The following is a 23,786-nucleotide window of genomic DNA, read 5'->3' as shown; positions in this document are numbered from 1 at the left end:
CACCTCGGCGCGCAGCTCGGCATCCCACCGGGTCAGGCGCTCCTCCAGCGTCTCCCCGTCGTGGGTCTTCGCCTTCCGGGTCGCCATCGTGGCCTGTTGGCTGAGCCTGGTCATCTCCAGCCCGTTCGGGGACCGGCCAAACTTCGACTCGAAGGCGTCCACCAGGTCGCGGACCTTCTTCGTCACATCGCGCCGGCGGCTGCTGAACATGTCCATGACCTGCTGCCGCACGCCGATGATCTCGCGGGCCTTGCCGTCCGCCCGGGTGGCGAACCGTACGCCGAGCGTGGCGCTCAGCCGCTCCTCCATGACCCGCTCGCCCACGGCCGCGGCCGACCCGCGCCAGTGGTGGATGGCGCGGGAATCCAGGGTCCGGACCTTGCCGTCCGCGCAGACAACCCGATTCAAGATCGCGTTGTGGATGTGAAGCTGAGGGTCAAAATCCCTGCTCGTGTGCTGGAAGAAGCTCGCCACCGTCCAGTCGTGCGCGTCGATCCACCGACCCGCGCCGCCTCCGTGGTGGCCAACCCGGCTGTACCCGGCGCGCTCGGAGAGGTAGTCCATCGCGGCCCGGTTGCCGGCCCAGATCGCTTCCTCGACGGCGCGGCGGTGAGCGCCCCACGCCTGCGCGGTCATCTCGTCGCCGGCCTTGCGGGCGTCGACCTCGGCCCGGGAGTAGGCGGTGTGCAACACGGTCACCGACTTCTGCACGCTGAACGTGGCGTCAATGAAGCTGACCGCCTGGCGGGCGCCCTTCTCGGCCTCCCGGCGCAGCTCGGCGACCCGCTCCGGGAGCGCGTCCGGCTCGGCCTCCAGCAGCTTCGCCAGGCGCTCGTCCACGCTGGCGAATCCGTACGGCTTGCGGCCGAGCGTGGCGCACGTTGACCACTGGTCTTCCTGCCGGAAGCGCTCGTCTCGCGGGTCCAGGTGCAGCGCGTAGAGCGCGTGCATGTCGCGGTGGTCGACCTCGCCGGACAGGCCGAACGCGGCGGCGCCGGCGCCGTACCAGCGGCCCGGCGGCTCACCCTCCGTTGTGGCGTCCAGGTAGTACGACTCCCGGCCGACCGCGACCTGATCCGTCAGGTAAGAGGCACTGTGGCCACTGTTCAAGGTCAACATTCGATCGGCTCCTGTCTATGCGCCGGCCGCGCCAGCGGCTCGGCGCGCTCACCTTCAGATCAAAGATGCCTGGGTGTGTCTGATCGTGGTCTTGATGGTAGCGCTGGCATCGCTTCGTGTGGAGTGATGCGTACGGTGATGCGCTGGGGTTGACCTTCGCTCTTGACCTTGACTGGTTCTGCGCTTGATGGATGGATCTTGGCTGCCTTGGACGGTTGATTGTGGTCGTGATGCTCGGGCCTGATTGTTACTCTCGGTGACCGCACACCCGCCACGCCGCGCGCCGCGAAGCGGCGAGCCGGTCGCGCTGGGCGACCGGCTCCACCTGCGACCCGCTCAGCTCAGCACCGCGCCAGCGGCGGCCCGGGGCGACAGCCCCGCGACCACCAGCGCCAGGACGTCGCCGTGGCACGGCTGACCGTCCACCCGGCACCAACACGCCAGGTCCGCGCCGGCAAGCTCGCGCCGCGCGGCGTCGACCAGCTCCGGGCGCTCCTCCAGCTCCCGCGCGTACGCGGCGACAGCCCCGGCCCGGTCGTGCTCCACCCGGCACACCCGGCAGTGCCCGGCCCGGTGGCGGTTCGCGTACCGACTGCCCGGCAGGCCCGGAGCACCCCGCCCGACGTACACCGCGCCATCGGGCACCCGCCCGTGGTACAGGTCGCCGGCCACCCGCACCCGGGCACCCGGCCGGCACCTGGTGTCCGACCGGGTACGCACCCGGTCGGCCTCCTGCTCGGCCTCGTCGCCCCCGGCGTCGTCGCCCAAGAAGTCCCGCCGCAACCGGGCGATGTGCCGCCACCTCGCCTCCGTGAGCGAGCCAAGGTCAAGGGTCAACTGTTCCACCCGGGCCGTCCAGTCAGCGGGCAGCTCGGGCAGCGCCCGGCTGGCAGTGCCCGACGCCATGCCCGGCACCCGTGCCGCTGCCCGGTGCCCGGCGGGCACCTCGACCCCGGGCAGTGCCCGGCCGGTGGTGCCCGACGCCCGACGCCCGACGTCGGGCAGTGCCCGGCGCTCCACACCCGCGCCCGAGGATCGGGCGGTGCCCGATTGCCCGGCACTCCGCTTCCCCTCGGGCGTCATGACGCCCCACCTCGGGGTGCCCGACGCGGCCGGGTCGCCTCCCGGTCGTACCGGCGGACGTCCTCCGGGGACCAGACCGGCGTCCGCCCGATGTACCGAACCGGCGCGGGTGCCTGCTCCCGGGAGACGTAGGAGTACCAGGTGTTGGCGGTGATCGGCCTGCCCTGCTCGGCGAGGTAGGCCAGCACCTCGGCCGTGGTCCACTCCTCGCCCTGGGCGCCGGCGCCGGCCGCGCGAGAGGTGCGCGGCCGGCGCTGCGGGGTGCTCATCGGTTCTCGTCCTCCTGACTCGCCACGCCGACCATCGGCGCGGGGACCTGCGGGGCGGCGTCGACCAGGCTTCCCGGGTCGATGGCTTGCTCCTGTGCCCAACGAACTTCGCCGATCCGGCGCGTGCCCCACTTCGGGTCGCTCCTGCCGTACATCCGGGCCAGCTCGGCACCCGAGAGCGGAGCGCCGGCGGCGAGGCTCGCCGCGTAGATCTCCCGGGCCGACTGCCGCTGTTCGGCGTCGGTCATCTGGCCGATGTCGGCGGGCAGTGCCCGACCGTTGGTGCCCGGCTCACTGCCCGCCGCCTGCCGGGGCGTCGGCACCCGCCTCGGTGCCCGACGCTCGATGGCCGGGCTCACCTCGGGGAGTGCCCGGGGCGTGGTGCCCGACGCCACCTCGGGCAGTGCCCGGTGCCCGGTGCCGGATGACTGCTGCCCGGTGCCCGACGCCACCTCGGACACCGGGTGCGGTTCGGTGACCGGCATCGCCTCGGGCAGTGCCCGACGCTCGCTGCTCGGCTCCACCTCGGGCAGTGCCCGCGGCTCGATGGTCACCGGCGCCGGCGACGTCGGGACGTCCTCGCCGGTGGCCCGGTTCGGGCTACCCACGCCCATATCGGCCTTGACGGACTCGATCACGCGCGTCATGACGTCCGAGTCGGGCCGGACGGTGGTCACCAGCAGGTGGGCCACCGCGTACCGCCGGCGGGCGGCTTCGATGATGTCCTCGGCGGTCTGCTCGGCGCGAGAGATCAGGGCGCGCTGCCCGATCCACCGCCACGGCGGGCGGCCGTTCGCCCAACGCATCGCGCGGGCCAGGCGCCGGATCTGCCACTCCTGGTGCTCGTTGTCGACGTCCTGGTCCTCGGGCTCCAGGGCGCCGATCGCCACGAACAGGCGGCGGGGCGTCCACCGGAACCGGGTCCGCGTGCCGGAGCGCCGGGTGTAGGTGAGCAGGGTCAGGTACCACAGACACGTACCGAACACCACGATGACGGCGCGGCCCACCATCGCTCCGGCAGTCTCGCCGGCAATGATCGCCAGCACCCCGCCGAGCACCGAAAACAGGAAGAAGAACGGGCCGGCCGCGCCGAACCCGGTATTGGGCTCGTCCTTGTCGTCCTTGCCCCGCCCGTGGGCGATGATCATTCCGACCGTGACCCACGTCGCGGCCTCCAGGAAGACGGCGAACGCCACCGACTCCCACCACGGCAACCGGAAGTAGCGCTCGCAGAAGGCGTACGTACCGGTGACGACGGCCCACGTCACCCCGGCCTGCACCACGAAGGTTCCGGCCTTCAACTTCACGTTGGGCGGCGCTCCCCTGGTTCCCCGAACAAGTCGGGTGACCCCGACGACCAGGAGCGTCACGACCAGGAGCGCCAGCAGCGCGCCAGAGATCGCGGTCACCAGCGGGTTCCAGCTCCACAGGTCACCGAACAGCTTCTTAACCGTCTCGATCATGCCCCGCTCCATCGCCGAATCGGTCCCTGCGTGACGGCCCCTACGCGCTGCGGCGGCGGGGTGATCGCGCCCGGCTGCGTCGCCCCCGGCGGGGGCGTGGGCACTCCCATGACGGCCCGGATCGCCAGGTCGACGTCCACCGCGAGCCGCGACGCCTGCCGGTGAGCCTGGTCCTGGTCGTCGGCCAGGCGCACCACCACGCGGATGTCCAGCCACCCGCTCCCGCTGATCTGCTCGGTGCGCGCGGCAGTCAGTTTGCCGTACCTCGTGTTCCACGCCATGACGTCCGACCGGTGCTCGCCGGACGGGTAGCCGTGCTGCGCGGTGCACTGGTGGTCGGCAGCGCACCACCACGGGCATTTCCGCTCCGGGCGCCGCCAGCGCCACCCGGTCGTGTTCCTGCTCATCAGTCCTCCAGTACCGTTCTCGGTAGGGAGGACCAGCCAGGTAAGGACTGGCTGGTCCTTCTTCGTGTCACGCTCCGAGCACTCCGCGGTGGCCTGCCCGCTCGGCCTGCATCTCCCACTGCTCCAGCGCTCGGGCGTACTCCACTCGCCGGCGAGACGGGCCGGTGTGGATCTCACTGCGGAGCCACAGCCGGATGGCCGTCATGCCCGCGTGAGCGCGGGCCAGCTCGCCAGCGGCCAGGGCCTCGGCGACGCGCCGGCCTGCAAGCCGGTAGGTCCGCCGGTCCACAACCACGATGGACCGGCCAGGGCCATCGATCCGACGGCGCACGATCGCCACCGCCACGGCGAACACCACGAATCCGGCGGCCGGCACGATGAGCGCTTGCAGAAGAGGGTGCATCTCCTTGCCTCCGTCCTGGGACACACTGCGTGCCCACCCGCCATATTACAGGGTGAACTTGTAAAGAGGAAGCGTCTTGACCTGCAAAAAGACCAGGGAGCGCGGGTCTGCCGGGTAAGGACGGGCAGCATCCGCGCCCCCTGGTCGGGGCTCACGCTGATAGATCACATCTCGTCGGCGTCCAGCTCGGACGTGGCGACGGTTCGCAGGTCCCAGTCTCGGGCCCACCCCTTGACGCAGCCCACGCACAGGCTGTCCTCATGGCCGCAGGCGGCCGGGTCCGCGTAGGTGGTGATGGGCTCCCACTCGCCGGGCAGCTCCAGCGAGCGGCCCTCCACCATCGTGCCGGCGAGGATCGCTGCGTCGAAATCGAGGTCGTCCTGATCGAGGAATGACAGGTCCACGGCGGTCCCTCCTACAGTTCGTCGGCGTCAACCTCGGTTACCGCAACGGGTGCCAGCTCCGGGCTCACGCGGTCGACGTAGGTCGGGTAGGAGTAGGCGAAGAACCCTGCGCGCGGGTCGCCGGGGACCATCTCGCCCGTCTCAGCGTCGCGGACCCGCTCGACTGCGCCGGGTCGCTCGACCAGGGCGGCGGCCTCATCGTCGGTCATGGACAGGTTGCGCACGTCAACCCACCCGTTCGGGTGCTCGGCGGCCGGGGTCACCACCTCGTAGCGGGTCGCGCTGTCCGGGCCCACGAACAGGTCCCCGCGGCTGAGGGTGTGCATGTCGACCTGGCCTCGGTGCGGATCGATGCCGGCGGCGGTGCCGTGCTCGACCTGGGCGGGCCAATCGCCCAGCGCGGCGGCCAAGCGGTACTTGTCGGCGGCCGGCGCGTCCAGCTCGCGCAACGTCGTCCAGTAGTCCGTCCCGGTGGCGGCGACCTGCTCCAGCATCCGGCGGTAGAGGGCCACCTGATCGTCGGTGAGGCCCCGCAGGTGCGCGGGGGGCGTTGCGGTCTCGGTCATGCTCGCTCCTTCGTCAGAGGTTGTCGGGGGTGCGGTGGCAGCACGGGCAGGCGTCCGGGTCGCCGATCGCGTCGAACTGGTCGGGGAGGGAGCAGTCACATCCGCAGTGCGGGCAGGCCCACTCGCCACCGTTGGCGTGGTTGCAGCTGCACAAGCCGCGGTTGGGGCACTCGTAGTTGGCCAGGATCTCCAGATCGGAAGCCATTGGTCATCCTCCTTCACTTGACCAGGGTCAGTAGCGCGGCCAGGGCGGCGGACCCGATGCCGACCAGCATTACGTCCACGGCCAGCCTGATTCGGCGGTACTTGCGGGCGGCTATGGCGGCCAGGTCGACCAGGTGGGCGGCGAGTCGGCCCGGAGCGTCGGGGTCGGCCAGCTCGGCGAGCACCACGGCGGGCGCCTGGTTGGCGTAGCGCAGGAACCCGGACGGTCGGCCCGACGCCACGGTGAGCGCCGGCCGTACTGCCAGGGCGAGCAGGGCTGCGGCGGCGGCCAGGGCGGCGACGGCGAGCCACGCTGCGGGCGCGGCCGGCACGGTGAGGTGCGCCCCGGGGATCACGACGGGGCCGGCGGTCGCGCCGGCGCCCGACAGACCGAGCAGTAGACCGGCTTTGGCGTCGATCCGGCCCAACTGCGCCTCCACGGCCGCGATCTCGGCCCGGACGTCGCCGGCGCTGGCCGTTGCGACCACGGCCGTCACGGCTGCTCCTGCGCCGCGTCCTCGGGGCCGAACATGGCGGCCAGTTCGGCGGCCTGCTGCTGGGTACGCAGGGCCTCCCCCTCGTGGTCGCACCCGGGGCAGGAATCGGTGACCCGGTATCCGTGTCCGCAGTCGCCGGCGGCCAGCGCGCGGCCGTGCAGCACTGCGGCGATGAGCTGGACGTCGACTGCGGCCGAGCGGATGGCGGCGGCGGTCAGCCGCAGGGCGCCGGATTCCTCCGGGACGGCCTGGCGGTGGAAGCCGGGGGCCTGGAGCAGCGCGGACACGCGCACGGCCAGGGCCTCCAGATCGCGGCTGATCTCGGCCGCGCCGGCGATGAGGGGCGTGGTCAACGTGTCCTGGTCGACGGGGACGGGCTGGTTGGTGAGCATCGGGGTTCCCTCCCGGGTAGTTGCTCGGTCACTGGATGGTAGAGCGCTGATCTTCGTCGTACGGGAGTCCGGTTCTCGTCAGGGAGGCGAGCCGGGCGAGCTGGTAGCCGATCCCGCCGGCGCCGTCGAGCGGCCGGCGGGCGTGCGGCCACACGGCCGTGGCGGCATCGGCGTAGCGGCGGCCGGCGAGCACCACCACGGCGTCGGCCTGGTCGACGTTGAGCGCGCGGGCCTGCGTCCGCAACGTGGCCACGTCGACCGCGCCGGGTTGGCCCATGCGCAGCTCGTAGGGCTCGATCCAGGTCGACGGGGTGAGCAGCCCGTACCGGGCGGACAGGATCAACAGGTGCCCGCCGATCCGGTCGGCGGCCCGGCGGCACGCCCGGTGGTAGCTGCCGGTGTACATCTCACCGGCGGGCGCCGCGTGGCCGAGCTTCGCCCCACCGCACGGGATCACGACAACCCGGGTTACCACCGTCCACCGCCTCGGATCGTCCGGCGCATCTGCTCGCGCACGGCGGGGCCGTAGGTCTTGCTGGCGGCCTGGCGGGTCACCCGGGCGGCGCGGCCAACCTCGGCGTAGCTCCATCCGTCATCCAGCACCAGGCGCACGGCCAGGCGCTCGCGGGCCTTGCCGATCGCGGCCTCCAGCTCGGCCAGGGCGGCGAACGCCTCACCCGGGGTGGAAGCCGCGGTGACCTCCTCGGCCTTGGCGGCGACGTACGCGCGGACCATCTCCAGCGGCGTCATCGGTGGTCAACCTCCGTTGTCGTGGGCGCCACCGGGGCGCCGGTGTGCCAGTCGACCGGGCCACCCTGGTAGGGCCGGTAGGTACGGCCCTCGCGGGCGGCCCGGGTCCGGGCTGCCTGGTCCATCTCGGCGAGCCGGTCGGCGATCAGGCGCTCTCGGGTGGCGCGGGGTTCGTCGTGCTCGGCCCAGGTGCCGCGCAGCTCCAACACGTCGCGGTCGTAGCGACCACGCAGGTACGCGGCGGCGGCGACGGCCAACACCTCTTCGGCGGTGTAGAGCGGGCCGGGCATCGGTGGTCACCTCCTGGTCGTCGGGGTGGCCAGGTCGCCGGCCCTGCGGGGAACCGGCGACCTGGCCAGGGGGCGTTACCGGCGGCGGCCGGCGACCTGCTGGAGCGCGGTGGTCGCGTCCTTCACGGCCTGGTCGGCGGCCCGGCCACCGATCACCCGCTGAACGTTCTTCGCGGCGTCGAGCTGCGCCGCTGCCTGCTGGATCTGCTGGGCCTTGCTCATCGGGGACTCCTCCCGACTGGCTCCCGCTCGGTGTCGTCAGCACCTCGCGCGAGCTACCTCCCGCCACTCGGCGGCTCCCGCGCGGGCCGGCTCCCCTGGGTCCGGCCCCACGGCCTCCGTCGCTGGTCAGGTGCGGCGCTGCCGCGTCCAGTCCTCGGCGCACGTCTTGTGGCACGGCACGCCCTTGGGACTGCGGCAAATCGCCGGCTTTCCGCAGATCACGCACGGTTCCGGCGGGCCGGCGCTGCCGGTCTTCGTCCAGTCCAGCCCGCCGGGCGTCGCGCTCATCGCGCCGGACGTGTCCGCCGGGTCACCACAGCGGCACCTCATCGAACCCGTCGGGGAACTCCGGGCGCGGCTTCGGCTTCGGCGCCGGCGGCGCGGCCAGGTACCGGCGGGCCGGGTCGGTCAACCGGACGTTGCGTTCGTGCACCTGGTGCTCCACACCGTCGACCATCACCACCGCGTACGGGTGCTCGTACCGGACCCACGACCCGCGCGGCTCCGTCCAGCAGATCGCCGGCGCACCGATGGTCTTGGGCACCAACCACACCCGGGTGCCGACCGGGATGCGGAGCGGGTCGGCCAGGGAGTAGATCGAACGGGTGGGCGACTCCTCGGCCTGCGCGGGTTCGGTGTTCGGCTGCGGGTACGGCTCCTCGGCCGCGCTGGTCCGGGGAACGTCGCCGCGCCGGCGGTCGGCGCTCATCGCTGCGGGGCGCAGTCGTCGCACGAGGTGGGCGGCTTCGCGTTGCCCCACAACGTCACGGAGTGCCGGCCGCAGGGCAGCAGCACCCATCGGGATCGGGGCTTACCGGTAGCCTGTCGGGTCATGGTCGGGGACTCCTCCCGATCTAGGCCCCCGGCTGGTGTCGTCAGCACCGCCGGGGGCTGCCTTGTCTCTGCCATCAATTTTACAAGGTGACCTTGTAAAGTGGGGATCAATACGCCTGGCCTGGCCTTATGCGGGTAATCGGACACTTTGGACAGGTATCCGCTGGATTGTGCGGGTGGAGCTGGCGCCGGCGTCGACAACCTGGGTTGCGGCGGGCTCCGCGTCCGGGGTGACCGCAGGGGCCACGGGCTCGGCTTTCGTGTTGCGGACCGGGCGCCCGGCGGACACCGCCACAGCGGCGCTCTTGACCTGACCTCAGCCGACGACGCGCCGGCTCCCGGGGTGCGAGCTGGCCACCCGCGGCAACCCCTCCCCCTCCCAGGTGACTGCTCTTGACCTGACCTCAGCCGACGGCGTGCCGGCTCCCGGGGTGCGAGCTGGGCCACGGCGGCACGCCGCCCCATGCTTGAACGGGGTAAGCCTCAGCAGCTCAGGGCCGACAGGACAACGGCCAGCTTGACTATCCCCTACCTTTTCAGCATCGCGCCGGGTACAGTTTCGGGCATCAGTTCAAGCATCATCACAGGGGAGGTTTTCGGCGCGGTGTCCACACCAGAAGGCGCACGAAAGGTGCGGGAGAACCGTCTACGACGGGCGGCGCAGCGTCAGGGCTTGCTCCTGGAGAAGTCGCGCGCCCGTGATCCGAGGGCACTGGACTTCGGCACGTACCACCTGCGCGATGGCACGGGAAAGATCATCGCCAAGGGCTCAACGCGAGCGGCCTTCGGGCTTAACCTCGATCAAATCGAAGCGCGACTGACCGGCAACTGAGGGCAACCCTCGACCGGCGGGGCTAGCGCCGGCCGAGGGTCTAGATCGGGAGGGAACCCCGACCATGACGAAAGATCGTAGTTTTCCGCTGAGGACGTCCGGAGCTGGGCTGCTGATCGCGGTGGCTGGCTGGCAGGGTATGGAGCTGCCGTTGGATCACGCGGCGCTCGTCGGCGGCGGTGCAGCCGGGACGGGCGTCGTGATGGCGGCCGGCGCGGTGACCTGGTGGGCGCAGGGCCGGGGCTCGACGGGCGCGACCATCTCCCGCTGGTCGCGGCGGCGCCAGCGTACGGACGGCACGGCCACCCTGCTCGACCACTACCGGCGCACGTCGGCGGTGGCGATGCACCGACGGGCGACGCACCTGCGGCCGAGCCTGGCGGACAAGACGCTGGTCGGCCGCCTGCGGCTGCCGATGACGGCGGTCGCGGTGCCGCTGGGTCGCGCGGGTGCACGTCGGCTCTACGCCTCGATGGAGGACAACGTGTTGCGGGTCGCCGGCCCTCGGTCGGGCAAGACCACGGCGATGGCGGCACGGATCGTGGACGCCCCGGGCGGCTGCGTGGTCACGTCGACCCGCGTCGACCTGCTCCGCACGCTGCCGATCCGGGCCGGGCTGGGCCCGTGCCACGTCTACGACCCGGCGGGGATCAGCGGCCACGGGTCCACGATCAAGTGGTCCCCGCTGGCCGGCTGCCGGCGACCGAACATCGCCCAGCAGCGCGGATACGACATGATCCCCGAGTCCGGGTCGGCCGAGGGCGAGCGCTGGGACGGCCAGGCCCGGCGGGTGCTCGGCGTGCTGATGCACGCGGCGGCCCTGGCGGACCGGCCGATGCGGACCGTGATGCGCTGGATGTCGGCGGATGGGCCGGCGCTCCAGCAGGTCGCGGCCGAGGTCGACCAGGCGCTGACCCGCTCGCCGATGGCCGACATGATGCGGCTGACGGCCCGGCAGTACTTCGCCACGGTCGACCGGACCCGCTCGTCCATCGTCACCACGGCCATGCCGGCGCTGGCCTGGCTCAACGACCCGAGGGCGAGCACGGTCGGCGACTGCGACGTGTCCGAGTCGATGGACCTGGCCGACCTGATCGACCGGTCCGGGACGCTCTACATCCTGGGCCGCAACGACGGGACCACCGGTCCCCTGACGGGCGCCCTGGTGGCCGAGCTGATCCGGCTCGCCGAGGTGACCGCCGAGCAGCGCGGCGGCCGACTCGACCCACCGCTGACGCTCGTGCTGGACGAAGCGCCGAAGGTCGCGCCCGGACCGCTGCACCAGTGGTCGGCCGACTGCGGCGGCCGGGGCATCCTCCTCGACGTCGCGGCGCAGTCCCTCGCCGCGTTGGAGGCGACGTGGGGCGCAGCCCCGGCGCGGATGATCCAGTCCAACGCGAACGTGATCCTTGTCGGCGCGGGCTGCAAGGACCCGGGCGACCTGGCGCACTGGGAGAAGCTGAGCGGTACCCGCAACGAGACGGTGGAGACGCACGACCCTGACGGCAAGCTGATGTCGCGCACCACCCGCCCGGTGCCGGTGATCTCGGCTGAGCAGATCGCCAACCTGGAGAAGGGTCAGGCGATCGTCTACGGCGCGGGGCCGGTGACCATCGTCCGCACGCCGAACACCTGGGCACGCCGCGACGTCCGGCGGGCCCTGCGTCGGGCCGTCAACCTGCCGAAGCAGACCAACTACGAGGACACCATGACCGATGAGCGAGAGACGGAGGGTGCGACGTCGTGAGCAGGGACCGAGGGGACCAGACCGCGGCTGCGGTGGGGGCGCTCGCGGCGGACGTCGAGGACCTGGGCCGCAAGATTCACGGAGTGGCCAAGACGGCCACTCAGGCGGCCGAGGACGCGGGCAACGCCCGGCGCGCGGTGGTCGACCTGGCCAACCTCGTCTCGGACCGCCTGGCGGCCTCTGGGGGCGACGGAGGGGCCGGGTCCGCGCCGGCCGCCTCGGTGCCGCCGTGGCTGATCGGCGACGACGCCGACCAGACCCGGATGGACCTGGCCGAGCTGGTGGGCTGGCTGCGGGATGTCTACCTGCACTACCACGGTGCCGAGCTGGGGGAGTGCTGGCTGTGGCACCCGGGGGTGGTCGCCGAGCTGATCGCGCTGCGCAATGCCTGGGCGGCGGCCCACTACGGCGACGGCGCGTCGCCGGCGCGGGTGATGGACTGGCACGACGGGTACCGCCCCCGGGCGGTGCAGCGCATCGGGAAGGAACTCGCGGACTGCCACCTGGACCGGCACGCCCCCGGCGGCGACCGCGAGTACCGGCCCGTGCGGATACCCGGTGTCGAGATGTCGGGCGAGATCGCGCATTGGTGGGCCAGCTCGCACGGGTCGACGGCCGCGCCGGCGCCGTCGCCGGCGGTGATGGCTGAGGCTCGCGCGGCCAGGTCGGCACGATCGGACTGGTAGCTACCCGCCACACGTACAGGGAGCCTCGGACCTGCTGGTCCGGGGCTCCCTCTCTTCGGTGCGGATGTCCGCGAGTCCGCTTCTGCGCAAGTGCGGACCTGCGTACCGTGGCCAGGCATGAGAGTCCTCACGACCGTCAACCTCAAGGGCGGGAGCGGTAAGACAACGACAGCCGCCTACCTCGCCCACGCCTTCGCCGACCGTGGTCGGCGACCAATCGTCGTGGACGCTGACCCGCAGGGCTCGGCCGTGCGTTGGCAGGGCCTCGCAGACTGGCCGTTGCCGGCGGTCGCGCTACCGACCGCGACCCTCCATCGCCAGCTCGCGGGCGTTGTCGACCGGAAGCGCTTCGACCTGGTGGTCATCGACACGCCTCCGCTGGAGGACCGTCACGGCATCGTGGTGTCCGCGCTGCGGGTGGCAACCGACGTCCTGGTGACGATGGCGCCGACCATGATGGAGCTGGACCGGATCGGACCGGTCTGGAAGGCCATCGAGGACGCGACCGGCTACCGCGATGACGACCCGTCCGTGTCGGTGCTGTTCAACCGGGTGGTGACCAACGCCAGCAGCACGCAGGCGCTCCGGGAAGTCCTCACCGAGCAGGGGCGGCGGGTACTGACCGCCACGATCCCGCGCCGGGAGGCGTACGCGCAGGCGTTCGGGTCACCGATCGGCAGGGACGACCCGCACGGCAGGGTGGCGGAGGAACTGCTGACCATGTGGGGCGAGCGGTGAGCGCGAGTCGCCGCGGCGCCGACCTCGCGGCCCGCGCTGCCCGCGTCGCCGGCGCGGGCCTCGACCGGCCGGCGGAAACGACGGAAGCCCGCTTCACCGCACCCGCGCAACCGCACGACTCCGCACCTGCGGAAGTGCGCAAGTCCGCACCTGCGGAAGCGCGGAGCACCCCTGAACGCTCCGGGTCGACTCCCCGGACCACTCCGGTCCGGATGACGGTCGAGCTGGCGCCGATGGAGCACCGTCGGCTGCGCCGCTACTGCGACCAGGTGGCCGACGACATCGGCGTGGTCCAGGTCGCCGGCGCGGAGGTGGTCCGGGTGCTGCTGGGCCTCCTCGACGGTGATAGCGACCTCGCGGCCCGGGTCGCGCAGGAACTCGCGCGTAGCGGCGGCAACCGGCGGCGCTGACTCGGTGACGTGGCCACGGGCGCATCCGGTAAAACGTCCTAGGATGCCATACGGGATGTGCTCGGCCACCCACCACCCGTCGATGCCTCCTCGTGGTGGCGGCGGGCAGCACATCCGCCGCTGACCAGGCACGCGGCGGTACTGCGGAAGTGCGCAGATCCGCAAGTGCGGAATTCCGCGCAGCAAATCAGCCTCGCGCGCTCGCGCGCCCGCGCCAGGTACGTACGGGGCTGGCCTTGGAAAACCGACCGCAGTGGGCACCGCTCGTACCTGGTCGCGGTGGCGTCCCGACCTGAGCGAGTCGCCGGCGGCCTCGCGCGGGTCGTCAGGCCGTGCGTGCGGTCGTGGTGCTCGGTGGGGGAGTGTTCGTTACTCTCCGTGCCCTCGACGGCGCCCCGCCCCCTGCAAGCAGATTCCGCCCCTGGCGGGACGGTCTCTACTCACAGGGAGGGGGCGACGGTGGGCCAGGTACGGGCCTGCCACGCCGCGTCGGGTACTACTCCGACGCCAGGGCGGGATATGTCGACAGCTCTTGTCGGTCCGGATGGCCTAGATCGCCGGTGCCGCGCCGGGTCTGCCCCGGCCGCGCTGGGCCTGCCGTGTTCTGCTCCCGCGATCACTCACGGGGCAACGCGCGCTGGCTGACGACTCCAATACGCGGAAGCTACCTTCTGAGGGACGGCCCGCGCGGGCCGGTCGCTTGATTCGGACGCCTCCCGGCGTGCTCGGAGCCTCTGCCCACCTCCGAAAACCAGCGCCAATCTTCGCGCCAGTGAGCAGCACCGGGTATGCTCAGCCCTAGGTTGTTTGATCTAGGCAATCGATAACCTACTGAGCGCCGGCCCTCGGGCCGGCGTTCTGCCTTTCCGACACGCCGCGCAAAGATCAGATCGCGGCTCGCATTCGGATCTTCCACACTCTCCGTCCACTCCCGATCACGCTGCGCGCTCGCTACGGGTAAGGGCTTCCGCTGTCGCTGGCAGTGACTACAGTTGATCGCCCGTCGGCGCTGGCCCGTCGGTGGCCGGTACGCGGGGGAGGTGTCCGGGTGTTCTGCGACCAGTGCGGCGCGGCGCTCTCGGCCGGCGCGGCGGCCTGCGGGCGCTGCGGGGCCACGGTCGAGCAGCCGCCCATCCCGTCACCACGGCGGCCGGCGGCGGCCGAGCTGCTGCCGCCACCGACAACCCCGGTTGCGCCGGTCGACGTCGACCAGGTGGGCGACCTGCCGCGCGGGCCTGGCTGGGCCACCTGGGCGCGCGCCACCCTGGGCCGGAACCTGACCGGGACCGGCGCCGGGCTCGTCGCGGCCTGGTTCAACGTGCCGTTCGTCGTTCTCCTGGCCGCCATCGGGGCCGTGTTCGGCGGCCTCGCCGGCGTGGTGTCCGGCACCATCGCCGGTCAGGGCGTCCTCTCCCGCCTCGACGCTCTCCTGACCTGGGTCTTCCCACTGCCCATCAAGGCAGAGCAGCTACTCCCCACGGCGGCGGCTCAGGTCGGCGGCATCGTCGGCGGCATCCTCGGTGCGGTGCACGGTGCCGGCCGGCTCGCCTGGATGGCGGCCGTGTGGCCCTGGGAAGCCCTGGCGGACGGCGATCCGACGTGGCCGTGGGCGGTCGCGCTCGGCCAGGTCGTGACCGCGCTGGTCGTCGGCGCGCTCTACCTGGTGTGGACCGTGGCCACGGAGAGCACCCGACTGCGGATCGCCGGCGCCCGGCGGCTGTCCCGTCGGGAGGCGGCGTGGCTCGGCCCGATCGTGGCCGACGTCGCGGCGCGGATGGGCCTGCGGACGGTGCCGCGGCTGCTCGTCGACGACCGGCGCGAGCCCAACGCGAGCGCGTACGTCCGGCACGTCGTCATCAACTACGGGTTGCTGGAGCAGCTCGACTACGACCGCGACCAGGTGGCCGGCGTCCTCGCTCACGAGCTGGCGCACTGGCGGGCGGGCGACCCGGTGTCGATGGCCTGGGCGCGCGGTGTGGCGCTGCCGCTCTACCTGCTCTACGAGCTGGCCGACCGGCTCTTGCGCGGGTCTTCCCGGCCGCTGCACTTCGCCGTGCGGGTGCTGCTGTGGCCAGTGCTGGTGACGGTGCGGTACCTCGTGGTCCCCGTCCAAGCCCGGCTCTGGCGGCAGGCCGAGTACCGGGCCGACGCCGTGGCGGCGGCGGCCGGCTACGGCGCGGGCCTGCGGGCGGCCCTGGGCTACCTGCGGCACAGCTTCGACGGGGACCGGTCCGGCTGGGACCGGGCGGTCCTGGCCACCCATCCGCCGAACGAGCTGCGGTTGGAACGCCTGGAGCGCGGCGAGCAGCCGGCGCCGCTGCGGGAGGACCACCCGTTGGTCCGCGCGCTGCCGGGCTGGTCGGACCGGTCGACGGTCCGGAAGGGGTGGTGATCGTGACCGACTTCGCGCCGCTGCCGGCGTTCGACCCGGCACCGCGTCAGGCCGTGTACCTGGGCCTGGACCCGCGCGACGGGCACCGGCCGTGCTGGTCCAGCCCGGAAGACTCCGTGGGCATCGTCGGCCCACCCCGCTACGGCAAGTCGAGCGGCCTCATCATCCCGGCCCTACTGACCTGGGACGGGCCGGTGGTGGCTACCTCGACCCGGGGCGACCTGCTCCGCGCGGCAGGCGACTGGCGCCGGCGCATCGCCGAGCAGCACGGCGGGGACGTCTTCGTCTACGACCCGTTTGGAAGCGAGCCCGGCGTGACGTCGCTGCGCTGGTCCCCGCTGGCAGGTTGCGCCGACCCCTCGGTGGCGTACCGGCGGGCCTCCGCGATGGTGGCCGTGGTCGGGCGGGGCATCACCGACGGCGAGCACTGGCGGGCCGGCGCGGCGACCATCCTGCGCGCGGTGTTCCACGCCGCGGCCGTCGCCGGCGACGGCGGCCTCAGCATGGTCGACGTCCGCCGGTGGCTGGCTCGGCAGGATGTCCGCGAGCCTGCCGGGCTGCTGCGGGATTCGCGGTCGCCAGCGGCGAGCTGGGCGGACGACTTGCAGGCGATGGCCCTGCTCGGCGAGCGCGAGCGCGGGTCGTTCTTCTCGGTGGCCAGGAACACCCTCGACGCCACGGCGGAACCGCGCGTGCTCGCCTCGACCACCGGTGAGAGCTTCGACGTCGACCGCTTCCTGTCCAGCAAGTCGAGCCTGTTCATCGTCGGTCCGTCGCACTACCAGGCGGTCGCCGCGCCGATGATCGTCGGCCTGGTCGACTCCATCGCGCAGCGTGCGGCCGAGCTGGCGGCGGCGTCACCGCTGGGCCGGCTCGATCCGCGGCTGCTCCTGGCCCTCGATGAGGTGCCCAACATCGCGCCGTTGGAGAGCCTGCCGGCGCTCGTCTCCGAGGGCGGCGGTCGGGGCATCGTCACCCTGTGGGCGGCGCAGAGCCTCGCGCAGCTCCGCGCCCGGTACGGCGCCGACGTCCAGCAATCGATCCTGACCGCGACCACGGCAAAGGTCATCTTCGGTGGGATGTCCAACGGGGCCGACCTGCGGGACATCTCCGGATGGGCGGGGGAGTACCGCGAAACTCAGGTGACCTACTACGCCGGCGGCGTCGACCCGACCCGCTCCCCGACGCAACCGGGCCGCCTCGGCGACCGCGACGGCGGCGGCCGACAGAACGCGGTCGGCAGCTTGTACCGGCCCGTCCTGCCGGTCGACGCGCTCCAGCGCACGCCCCCGCTGCACGCCTGGCTGTTCTACCGCTCCGATGCGCCGCTGCTGGTCGAGACGCGCCCGGCGGGCCTCATGGAGCCGTTCCGGGCACGCGCCGGCTACACCCCGGCGGGCCAGGTGCCCGCGTGACCGAGGTCGACGCGCCGGCGAGCTGCCCGCGCTGCTCGGCGCCGGCGCGGCAGGGTGCCCGCTTCTGCCGGGCGTGCGGCGCCGAGCTCTCCCCGGCTGCGGCGCTGATCCCCGCTCCTCGGCCGCCCGCCAACGGCGACCAGGTGGTGACCGACCCGCCGCCCCCGGCTCGCCGGCGGCGGTGGTGGCCACCTGGTCGACGGCTGCGGCTGGCCATCGCCGGCGGCCTCGGCGTGATCCTGCTGGCCGGGTACGGCGTTACCAGCCTGGTAGCGGCTGGCAACGGTCCGGACGATCAGGTCCGGGCCCTGTTCGGTGCGCTGGCGGACCGCGACGGCGGCCGGCTCGCCGAGCTGGCCGGGTGCGCCGGCGGGCCATTGTGCCAACCTGCGGGACTGCGGACGGGTTACCAGCCTCCCGACCAGGTGGAGATCCTGACCGTGGCATACGGCGACCCGGCGGCCGGTGACAGCACCCGGCGACCGAACCGCAACCGGGCCACGGTCAGCGTGCGGTACCGGGTCGACGGCCAGGCGCACGACCAGGCGGTGACGCTCATCCGCGACGGCCGCGGCCTCGCCCGGTCCTGGCGGGTGGTCACCCCGCCCGGCGCCCTGGTCGACGTCCTCAGCACCACCGTGGCCACGGCCCGGCTCGCCGGCGGCGAGGTGCCCACCGTGCGGGAGGCGACGGCCGGCGACCGGCGCGACGGCGCGGTGTGGGCGCCGCCCGGTGTCTACACCCTGGCGGCCGTGGAAACGCCCCTGGTCGCGGCCCGCCCGTCAACCGTGGTCGTCGCCGGCGAGCGCCAGGCCGTCACGGTCACCGTGGCCGTGCGGCCGGAGGTGGTTGACGTGGTGACGCGCCAGATCCGGGAGCGGGTCGACGCCTGCGCCGCTCAGCCGACCCTCCAGCCGGACACCGGAACCGGGCCGCTGAGCAACTGCCCAATGCGGGCGCAAACCCGGTACTCCTTCACCCGGGGAGCGCGGTGGACCGTAGTCGAGTACCCCCGGGTGGAGCTGCGGCAGGCCGACGACGGGGCGGTGACCGTCCACACGGTCACGCCGGGCCGGGCTCGCGTCGACTACTCGTACACCCTCGACGTCATCGAACCGAGGACGTGGACAGGGACCGCCACCACGGTGGACATCAGCGTGGGCGGGACCGTCTCGGTCGACGGCGGGCGGATCACCTGGGACGGGTGAGCAGCGACCGGCGCCGTGGGCGGCCGGTGGCGCACTGTCACCCCCACATGGGAGCCTGATGGGCATGGATGCGCTCTACCGGCGGATGCCCGTTGATCGGCTGCGCGTACCGGCGGCCGACTTCGCCGCCGCGCTCAACGCCGCGGCGGCCCGGTTCGCGGCCGACCGGTCGGACAGGTTCGCCGCCGGAGCGCTGGCCTGCGCTCAGTGGATCGCCGGCATCACCGACGGGCACCCCATCCGCGACGGCCGCGAGCCCTGCACCGCGCAGGGCATGGAGTCGTGCCAGATGATGGCCGACGCCGTGGTGTACGGGATGCCGCACGCGCCGGCCGGCATCGACCAGCGGTGGGCGCTCGGGGTCGCCGGCATGGTGAGCTGGGCGCGCGGCGCTGCCCGGCGGCCACCGATCGCCGTCGACCCGCGCCGCGTTGCCTGACCGACCGCGCCCGGTCGACCCGGCTTCGGCGGCCAATCGTCATATCTTGCCGGTAGCGCCACGTCCCCAGAAGGGAACCCCTCGCCCATGCCCCACGAGTCCCGCGCTTCGACCCTGCTCAACCGCCTAGCCCTCGGAATGCGCCACGTAACTTCCGAGGCAGATGAAGTGGGCGTACTGGCGGTGATCCCTCTGGCGATCGTCGGTGTTCCAACGATCCTGTACGGCAGCTTCGTGGTACGCACGCAGGCCGAGATGTACATGGACGCCGGAGTCCGGTCGGCGCAGGCACACGGCGGTGCGGTGGCTTCGCACGCCTTCGCGGTGGCTGCCCTGGTCTACGCCGTGGTGCAGCTGCACCGACACCGGTTCTCCGTGCCCCGGCCGGCGCTGGCGGTCGGCGTCGGCGTGCCGCTGCTGTTCGCGCTGCTGCCCGGCTTGGTGGCTGTCGAGTTCTGGCTGACCACGGTGCTAGGGGCGCTGCTGACCCTACCCTTCGACCTCCTCTTGGGCGGGTTGGCGTCGCTGGTGGCACTGCGGATCGTTCGTCCGCACCCTGCGGGCGCAGCGCCGGCGGCTAGCGACCCGGGCATAACCACCACCGCAGACCCGGCGGCGTCGTAGCCGCACAGTCCGCCCGCTGCGAGAAGGCCCCCACGGACTCGTGGGGGCCTTCTGCTTGCACCGGACCTATGCGCCGGTACGCGGAGCCCTGACTCCGGAACGTCGCTGCGCTGGAACCGCGTGCGCTGACGGCCGGAGACGGCGTTGGGACTCATCGAGAGCATCGAGCAGACGACTCGCCTCCCACATTCGGGGCGGGTCGACGCGTGGGCTCGACAGAACCTGACGAGCGCGCACGATCGCCTGCGCCAAGTCCTCGTCCATCCGGTGCACAAGCTCGGGGTCAGGCGGGTCCGCGACCCGGTGGAACCGCTCGTGAGCGCTCTGCCGGCGGCAGCCCAGGGCGTCGCCCACCCTTCTCCACGAAACCCGCCGGACGCGCGCTTCCGCGACTAGACAAGTGATCTCTTGGTCGAGCAATTCACGGAGGCGTACCGCTTCGGTCAGGACTTCGACCAGCCGAAGCCGGCCAGCGGCGTCGGGCCGTAGGTATCGCTGGTTGCCCGTGCGAGCGAGGTGCTGCTGATCCGCCATCGACAGCAGCAGGTTGCGCAGCTTCGCTCGGGGCTCAGTGCACATCGAGCCCCAGAGTGAGCCCTGCAAGGGAGAGAGCCAACGCCATCGCCGAATATCCATGTCAGGAGATCCTGACGCAGCACGACGGGCCAGCTTAGTTATCTGCCGTGCTTCTGACATCTTGTCCCATGCACAGCGAGCAAAACGGCCTCCTGGTGACGCAGGAGGCCGTTGTAAAACGTCTCGCCGACCGGTTCTAGATCATGGGAGGACGTTTGCCGATGACAGTAAGCAGCAAAGCGCGACGCAGGTCAACACCCAATTCCGTGACCGCCTTACCGCTGCTGACGACAAGGACACTCCTGCTGCTCGTCCTCGCCAGCGCCGCAGGCGTAGCGGCCGTGCTGTTCCCCACGTGGGGCCAGGCCCTCCCGGCAGGGCTGACCGTGCTGCTCGCCATGCACGCGATCACAGGAAAGTGACTCCTGGGGGTGGCGCCGGTTACTCCAACCGGCGCCACCCCACGGGTCTACAGACCCAACGTCGCCTCCCGCTCGGCGGTGCGGGCCTCGGCCTCCTCGCGCCAGGCCGCTTCGCGGGCGCGCTGCTCGGCCTCCTGGGCGTAGACCTGGTGCGTCGACTCGGCCGACCGGCGGTCGTCCACCTCGGCGAGCACCTGCTGAGCGCGCAGCACCGCCACGGCGGTGTCCGCCATGCTCGGCACCCCGCGCGGCATCGCTGGCTCGGCTTGGTCGACCTCGGCGGCCTGGTCGACATCGGCGGCCTGGTCCTGGTCGACGTCGACCACCGGGGCGTCGGCCTCGGCGGTGCGCTGCTCGGGCACGCGCGGCACCTCGGCGCCGGCGGCGTCCTGGTCGACGTCGACCGTGTGGGCCCACTGGACGTCGGCGTCCCGGGCCTCGCGGACGTCGGCCAACTGGCTCTCGTCGGTGACCTGCCGATCCGGGTCCTCGGCGCGCATGGCCTCCTCCTGGGCGGCCAACCACTCCTCGGCCGTGGTCCGGTCGTCCTCGTCGGTGATGTCCCGGCCCCGACCGACCAGCTCCGACCGGGCGCGGTCGGCGGCGGCCCGGGTCATCGCCGTCTCGGCGTACCACTCGCCGCGGGCCTCGTGCGCCACGGTCAACCGCTGCTCCTGCTCGGCCAGCACCTCGGCCAGCGCCGACCGCTGCTCGGCCAGCTCCCGCAACCGGGCGGCCTCGGCCTGGTCCGGCTCGGCGTCGGCCTGGGCGAGCAACACGGCGGCCTCCTGCTCGTGGCGGGCGACGGCCTGGGCGGTCGAGCGCAGCTCGTCGCCGACGTACGCCGGGGCCCACTGCTGCTCCCGCTCCCACGCCCGGACCCGCACCCGCAACGCGCCGTCGCGCAGCTCGGCCTCCTCGCGGGTGGCCTCGGGCTTGCCGAGCGCACGCCACGCGGCGTGCCACACCGCCCGGTGCTCGGTCTGCCCCGGGCGGGGGGCCACGCCGAGCGGGACGGCCTGGTCCTCGTACCCGGTCGCCTCCCGGGCCAGCTCGACCAGGCCAGCGCGGTACTCCCACTCCGCCCGCTCGATCGGGTCGGCCGGCACCGGGCCGAGCGCTTCGACGGCCCACTGAGGGGCGTCCTCGGCCACCCGCTCGGCCAGCTCCCGGCGGCGGTCCTCCAGCAGCTCGCCGAGCCGGTCCATGTACCGGGTCCACTCGCCGGACAGCCCGACCGGCGCGGCCTGCGACAGATCCTCGACGGCCGGGACCGGCGGGCCCTGTAGCTGCTCCTCGATCCGGTGGTGGAGCACCTGTGCGACTGATCGGGCGCCGTCCAGTGTCCGACCCTCGATCGCCTCCGTGAGCAGCGTCGCCGGATCGTGCCCGGCCAGCTCGGCGGACCGCAGCAACCGCGACAGCGGACCCATCGCCGGATCGGCGGCCAGGGTCAGGCGCTCGGCCTCGCTGATGACGCCGGTCGCGGCCAGGCCGTCGAGCACCCCGGCCACCCGGGCGGCGCCAATGGTCTGGACACCATCGGCGTACCGGTCAACCAGGGTTGCGGCGCTGGCGGCGCGCTCGGCTTCCTGGGCCTGCAATTCCAGGGCGGCCAGCTCCTCCTCGGCACCGGCGGCGACGCTGCGCAGCACCTCCAGCGGGTCGCGGCGCTCGGTGGCGTGGGTCTGCCCGCTCGGCGCGTCGGTGGCCTCGGCGTGGGTGGCCACGTACGCGGTGCTGCGCTGGCGGCCCCGGGTCATCCCGACGTACAGGGCCGACCACCCGGTGGCCTGGGTGACCACACCATGAGCGGTGTCTACCGTGAGGCCCTGGGCGGCGTGAACGGTGGAGGCGTAGCCGAGATCCACATGGGCGGCCACGTACTCCGGCGGCAGGGTCACCACGTCGCCGGCGGCGTTGGCGGCCACGATCGATCCGTCCGCCCCGACCTCGCGGACCTGGTACCGGGCGCGGTTGGCCAGCCCCCGGGCCTGGTTGGTGTGGCGTAGCTGGATCAGGTCGCCGACCCCGGCCCAGTTGCCCTGCCGCCCGAGGTACACCCCGTCGTCGGCGACCCGGCCGAGCTTCACCAGCTCGGCCCTGATGTGCGCGGACAGGCTCGCGGCCTGCTCGTTGGTGTCCACGATGACGATGCTGTCCAGCCCGGCCAGGTGGTCACCGAGCCAGGCGCCGGCGGCGCGCAGCCCGGCGGCCTCGGCCGTGCCGGCGTCGACCACCCGGCCGCGCCGGTCGTACTCATCGATCACGGCCGGGTCGCCGGCGCGCAACCGCAGCGACGCGCTCCGCTCCCACTCGGCCTCAAACCGGCGAACCTCGGCCAGCTCGTACGTGATCGCCTCGCCGGCGAGCATCGCCATCACGCCACCGGCGCCGACCGCCGCGAGCTGGCGCGGGTCGCCGGCAAGGATCAGCTTCGCGCCGGCGGCGTCGACCCGGCGCTTGATGTCGGCCTTCGCGGTGGTGTCGACCATCGCGGCCTCATCGATCACCACCACGTCGTCGGCGGTCAGCCGCCACTCCTCGTCGCCGGGCCGGGTGTTGCCCTGCTCGATGCGGGCCTGAGTGGCGAGCCACCGGGCGATGTTCCGGGCGGTCACGCCGTCCTCGGTGAGCACGTCCGTCGCGGCCTGGCTGGTCGCCAGGCCGAACACCTTCCCGCCGGTCAGGTCGGACCAGGCGTTGGACAGGTGGCCCAGCGTGTAGCTCTTGCCCGTCCCTGCTGGGCCGATCAGCACCTCAACGGCGGCACCCGAGGTCAGGACACCCTCGATCGCGGCGGCCTGGTCGACGCCGAGCGTCGCCCCCGCGTCGGCCACGCCGGCGAGCCACCCGCGAGCGTCCGCCCGGGCCACCGACCGGCGTCCACGGACCACCGCCGCATCCCGGAGCGCCTGCTCCGCGCGCAGGTGCCCATCCGTGGCGTACCGGGCTCCGGACGGCGCGGCGTACGCCGACGCCCCATCGGCCCGGCGTAGCTCGGCCGGCGTCTCGGCGGCAACGTCGGTGGTCACCTGGTGCGTGTCGGCCATCGCCAACGCCTGGTCCACCAGACCGTCCAGCAACCGCGTCACCTTGTCGGCGTCCAGCCCGCCGAGCGAGTCCGGCAACGCGGCGTTGACCGCGCGGGCCAGGTCCGAGCGCGTCCATGCGGCCTGGCTGCCCTGCACCTCGGCCAGGGCCTCGGCGATGACCGCGCTCGGGCTGAACTCCTCGGCCGCTGCGGTGCCGGTGGCGTGGCCGTGCACGTCCCGGGCGACGCTGGCCAGGCCGTCCGCCACCTCGGCGCGCAGCTCGGCATCCCACCGGGTCAGGCGCTCCTCCAGCGTCTCCCCGTCGTGGGTCTTCGCCTTCCGGGTCGCCATCGTGGCCT

At 72.9% G+C, this 23,786-nt stretch carries 28 protein-coding genes; 11 read left to right on the top strand and 17 right to left on the bottom strand.

All coding sequences use genetic code 11. The features are described from left to right. The 16 genes from mobF to ABZS77_RS29605 all read right to left on the bottom strand — a co-directional run. Positions 1-1,119: MobF family relaxase (gene mobF / locus ABZS77_RS29680; RefSeq protein WP_354829598.1), on the bottom strand; the 1,119-nt coding region annotated here is incomplete at its 3' end. Between the two features lie 336 nt (positions 1,120-1,455). Further along, positions 1,456-2,202, bottom strand: coding sequence for a DUF4326 domain-containing protein (locus tag ABZS77_RS29675; RefSeq protein WP_354829596.1), 747 nt, complete (start codon positions 2,200-2,202; stop codon positions 1,456-1,458). Beyond that, entirely contained in the window at positions 2,199-2,471 is a 273-nt protein-coding gene (locus ABZS77_RS29670) for a hypothetical protein (RefSeq protein ID WP_354829594.1), read from the bottom strand. Before ABZS77_RS29670 ends, ABZS77_RS29675 begins: the two co-directional genes overlap by 4 nt. After that, the gene (locus tag ABZS77_RS29665; protein ID WP_354829592.1) at positions 2,468-3,934 is read right to left on the bottom strand and encodes a hypothetical protein; all 1,467 of its coding nucleotides are present in this window, start codon (positions 3,932-3,934) and stop codon (positions 2,468-2,470) included. The genes ABZS77_RS29670 and ABZS77_RS29665 overlap by 4 nt, the downstream gene beginning before the upstream one ends. Further along, on the bottom strand, positions 3,931-4,341 hold the full coding sequence (locus tag ABZS77_RS29660; protein WP_354829590.1) for a hypothetical protein: 411 nt from the start codon (positions 4,339-4,341) through the stop codon (positions 3,931-3,933). Before ABZS77_RS29660 ends, ABZS77_RS29665 begins: the two co-directional genes overlap by 4 nt. 67 nt (positions 4,342-4,408) lie before the next feature. Next, complete coding sequence (locus ABZS77_RS29655) at positions 4,409-4,744, bottom strand: hypothetical protein (RefSeq protein ID WP_354829589.1); 336 nt, start codon at positions 4,742-4,744, stop codon at positions 4,409-4,411. A 164-nt stretch (positions 4,745-4,908) separates the two neighbouring features. Next, positions 4,909-5,148, bottom strand: coding sequence for a hypothetical protein (locus ABZS77_RS29650; RefSeq protein WP_354829588.1), 240 nt, complete (start codon positions 5,146-5,148; stop codon positions 4,909-4,911). 11 nt (positions 5,149-5,159) lie between these two features. After that, positions 5,160-5,714, bottom strand: a complete 555-nt coding sequence (locus tag ABZS77_RS29645) for a hypothetical protein (protein WP_354829586.1) — start codon at positions 5,712-5,714, stop codon at positions 5,160-5,162. 13 nt (positions 5,715-5,727) lie between these two features. Beyond that, a complete protein-coding gene (locus ABZS77_RS29640) occupies positions 5,728-5,919 on the bottom strand; it encodes a hypothetical protein (RefSeq protein ID WP_354829584.1) in 192 nt (63 codons plus the stop codon). Between the two features lie 13 nt (positions 5,920-5,932). Continuing rightward, positions 5,933-6,415: a Pycsar system effector family protein gene (locus ABZS77_RS29635; RefSeq protein ID WP_354829582.1), complete on the bottom strand. Its 483-nt coding sequence runs from the start codon at positions 6,413-6,415 to the stop codon at positions 5,933-5,935. Continuing rightward, on the bottom strand, positions 6,412-6,807 hold the full coding sequence (locus ABZS77_RS29630) for a hypothetical protein (protein ID WP_354829581.1): 396 nt from the start codon (positions 6,805-6,807) through the stop codon (positions 6,412-6,414). The genes ABZS77_RS29635 and ABZS77_RS29630 overlap by 4 nt, the downstream gene beginning before the upstream one ends. A gap of 28 nt (positions 6,808-6,835) precedes the next feature. Continuing rightward, positions 6,836-7,264 (bottom strand): DUF6884 domain-containing protein, encoded by a 429-nt coding sequence (locus tag ABZS77_RS29625; RefSeq protein WP_354829580.1) that lies wholly within the window; start codon positions 7,262-7,264, stop codon positions 6,836-6,838. A gap of 11 nt (positions 7,265-7,275) precedes the next feature. After that, entirely contained in the window at positions 7,276-7,557 is a 282-nt protein-coding gene (locus ABZS77_RS29620; RefSeq protein ID WP_354829578.1) for a hypothetical protein, read from the bottom strand. Next, positions 7,554-7,847 carry a hypothetical protein gene (locus ABZS77_RS29615; RefSeq protein ID WP_354829577.1) on the bottom strand — a complete coding sequence of 98 codons (294 nt, stop codon included), beginning with the start codon at positions 7,845-7,847 and terminating at the stop codon, positions 7,554-7,556. The genes ABZS77_RS29620 and ABZS77_RS29615 overlap by 4 nt, the downstream gene beginning before the upstream one ends. Before the next feature lie 75 nt (positions 7,848-7,922). Then, positions 7,923-8,069 (bottom strand): hypothetical protein, encoded by a 147-nt coding sequence (locus tag ABZS77_RS29610; protein ID WP_354829576.1) that lies wholly within the window; start codon positions 8,067-8,069, stop codon positions 7,923-7,925. Positions 8,070-8,379: 310 nt separating this feature from the next. Beyond that, positions 8,380-8,778 carry a hypothetical protein gene (locus ABZS77_RS29605; RefSeq protein ID WP_354829575.1) on the bottom strand — a complete coding sequence of 133 codons (399 nt, stop codon included), beginning with the start codon at positions 8,776-8,778 and terminating at the stop codon, positions 8,380-8,382. Between the two features lie 642 nt (positions 8,779-9,420). Between ABZS77_RS29605 and ABZS77_RS29600 the strand changes: the two genes are divergently transcribed. The 11 genes from ABZS77_RS29600 (at position 9,421) to ABZS77_RS29550 (ending at position 20,392) form a co-directional block, all read left to right on the top strand. Then, complete coding sequence (locus tag ABZS77_RS29600; protein WP_354829574.1) at positions 9,421-9,735, top strand: hypothetical protein; 315 nt, start codon at positions 9,421-9,423, stop codon at positions 9,733-9,735. Between the two features lie 64 nt (positions 9,736-9,799). Next, a complete protein-coding gene (locus ABZS77_RS29595) occupies positions 9,800-11,482 on the top strand; it encodes a TraM recognition domain-containing protein (RefSeq protein WP_354829573.1) in 1,683 nt (560 codons plus the stop codon). Then, on the top strand, positions 11,479-12,168 hold the full coding sequence (locus ABZS77_RS29590; protein ID WP_354829572.1) for a hypothetical protein: 690 nt from the start codon (positions 11,479-11,481) through the stop codon (positions 12,166-12,168). Before ABZS77_RS29595 ends, ABZS77_RS29590 begins: the two co-directional genes overlap by 4 nt. Positions 12,169-12,285: 117 nt before the next feature. Further along, positions 12,286-12,906: a ParA family protein gene (locus tag ABZS77_RS29585; RefSeq protein ID WP_354829571.1), complete on the top strand. Its 621-nt coding sequence runs from the start codon at positions 12,286-12,288 to the stop codon at positions 12,904-12,906. Between the two features lie 212 nt (positions 12,907-13,118). Beyond that, entirely contained in the window at positions 13,119-13,316 is a 198-nt protein-coding gene (locus ABZS77_RS29580; protein WP_091074582.1) for a hypothetical protein, read from the top strand. A 1,048-nt stretch (positions 13,317-14,364) separates the two neighbouring features. Further along, positions 14,365-15,708, top strand: coding sequence for a M48 family metalloprotease (locus ABZS77_RS29575; protein WP_354829569.1), 1,344 nt, complete (start codon positions 14,365-14,367; stop codon positions 15,706-15,708). Between the two features lie 2 nt (positions 15,709-15,710). Beyond that, a complete protein-coding gene (locus ABZS77_RS29570) occupies positions 15,711-17,123 on the top strand; it encodes a type IV secretory system conjugative DNA transfer family protein (protein WP_354829567.1) in 1,413 nt (470 codons plus the stop codon). After that, positions 17,120-18,331, top strand: coding sequence for a zinc ribbon domain-containing protein (locus ABZS77_RS29565; RefSeq protein WP_354829565.1), 1,212 nt, complete (start codon positions 17,120-17,122; stop codon positions 18,329-18,331). The genes ABZS77_RS29570 and ABZS77_RS29565 overlap by 4 nt, the downstream gene beginning before the upstream one ends. A gap of 64 nt (positions 18,332-18,395) precedes the next feature. Beyond that, positions 18,396-18,770: a hypothetical protein gene (locus ABZS77_RS29560; protein ID WP_354829564.1), complete on the top strand. Its 375-nt coding sequence runs from the start codon at positions 18,396-18,398 to the stop codon at positions 18,768-18,770. Positions 18,771-18,938: 168 nt separating this feature from the next. Beyond that, positions 18,939-19,394, top strand: a complete 456-nt coding sequence (locus ABZS77_RS29555) for a hypothetical protein (RefSeq protein ID WP_354829562.1) — start codon at positions 18,939-18,941, stop codon at positions 19,392-19,394. 842 nt (positions 19,395-20,236) lie between these two features. After that, a complete protein-coding gene (locus ABZS77_RS29550; RefSeq protein WP_354829560.1) occupies positions 20,237-20,392 on the top strand; it encodes a hypothetical protein in 156 nt (51 codons plus the stop codon). 47 nt (positions 20,393-20,439) lie between these two features. Here ABZS77_RS29550 and ABZS77_RS29545 read toward each other — a convergent pair. Further along, the coding region (locus ABZS77_RS29545; RefSeq protein ID WP_354829558.1) for an AAA family ATPase at positions 20,440-23,786 on the bottom strand (3,347 nt) is incomplete at its 5' end.

Source organism: Micromonospora sp. NPDC005298, assembly GCF_040607375.1.
Taxonomy (GTDB): domain Bacteria; phylum Actinomycetota; class Actinomycetes; order Mycobacteriales; family Micromonosporaceae; genus Micromonospora.
Note: the sequence above shows the minus strand (reverse complement) of the source record. Positions and strands in the feature narration are given on the sequence as shown.

Excerpts from the sequence above, each read along its gene's own strand:
- ABZS77_RS29675 (WP_354829596.1), bottom strand. The coding sequence starts at position 2,202 with ATGACGCCCGAGGGGAAGCGGAGTGCCGGGCAATCGGGCACCGCCCGA.
- ABZS77_RS29670 (WP_354829594.1), bottom strand. The coding sequence starts at position 2,471 with ATGAGCACCCCGCAGCGCCGGCCGCGCACCTCTCGCGCGGCCGGCGCC.
- ABZS77_RS29665 (WP_354829592.1), bottom strand. The coding sequence starts at position 3,934 with ATGATCGAGACGGTTAAGAAGCTGTTCGGTGACCTGTGGAGCTGGAAC.
- ABZS77_RS29660 (WP_354829590.1), bottom strand. The coding sequence starts at position 4,341 with ATGAGCAGGAACACGACCGGGTGGCGCTGGCGGCGCCCGGAGCGGAAA.
- ABZS77_RS29655 (WP_354829589.1), bottom strand. The coding sequence starts at position 4,744 with ATGCACCCTCTTCTGCAAGCGCTCATCGTGCCGGCCGCCGGATTCGTG.
- ABZS77_RS29645 (WP_354829586.1), bottom strand. The coding sequence starts at position 5,714 with ATGACCGAGACCGCAACGCCCCCCGCGCACCTGCGGGGCCTCACCGAC.
- ABZS77_RS29640 (WP_354829584.1), bottom strand. The coding sequence starts at position 5,919 with ATGGCTTCCGATCTGGAGATCCTGGCCAACTACGAGTGCCCCAACCGC.
- ABZS77_RS29630 (WP_354829581.1), bottom strand. The coding sequence starts at position 6,807 with ATGCTCACCAACCAGCCCGTCCCCGTCGACCAGGACACGTTGACCACG.
- ABZS77_RS29620 (WP_354829578.1), bottom strand. The coding sequence starts at position 7,557 with ATGACGCCGCTGGAGATGGTCCGCGCGTACGTCGCCGCCAAGGCCGAG.
- ABZS77_RS29615 (WP_354829577.1), bottom strand. The coding sequence starts at position 7,847 with ATGCCCGGCCCGCTCTACACCGCCGAAGAGGTGTTGGCCGTCGCCGCC.
- ABZS77_RS29610 (WP_354829576.1), bottom strand. The coding sequence starts at position 8,069 with ATGAGCAAGGCCCAGCAGATCCAGCAGGCAGCGGCGCAGCTCGACGCC.
- ABZS77_RS29605 (WP_354829575.1), bottom strand. The coding sequence starts at position 8,778 with ATGAGCGCCGACCGCCGGCGCGGCGACGTTCCCCGGACCAGCGCGGCC.
- ABZS77_RS29595 (WP_354829573.1), top strand. The coding sequence starts at position 9,800 with ATGACGAAAGATCGTAGTTTTCCGCTGAGGACGTCCGGAGCTGGGCTG.
- ABZS77_RS29585 (WP_354829571.1), top strand. The coding sequence starts at position 12,286 with ATGAGAGTCCTCACGACCGTCAACCTCAAGGGCGGGAGCGGTAAGACA.
- ABZS77_RS29580 (WP_091074582.1), top strand. The coding sequence starts at position 13,119 with ATGACGGTCGAGCTGGCGCCGATGGAGCACCGTCGGCTGCGCCGCTAC.
- ABZS77_RS29560 (WP_354829564.1), top strand. The coding sequence starts at position 18,396 with ATGGATGCGCTCTACCGGCGGATGCCCGTTGATCGGCTGCGCGTACCG.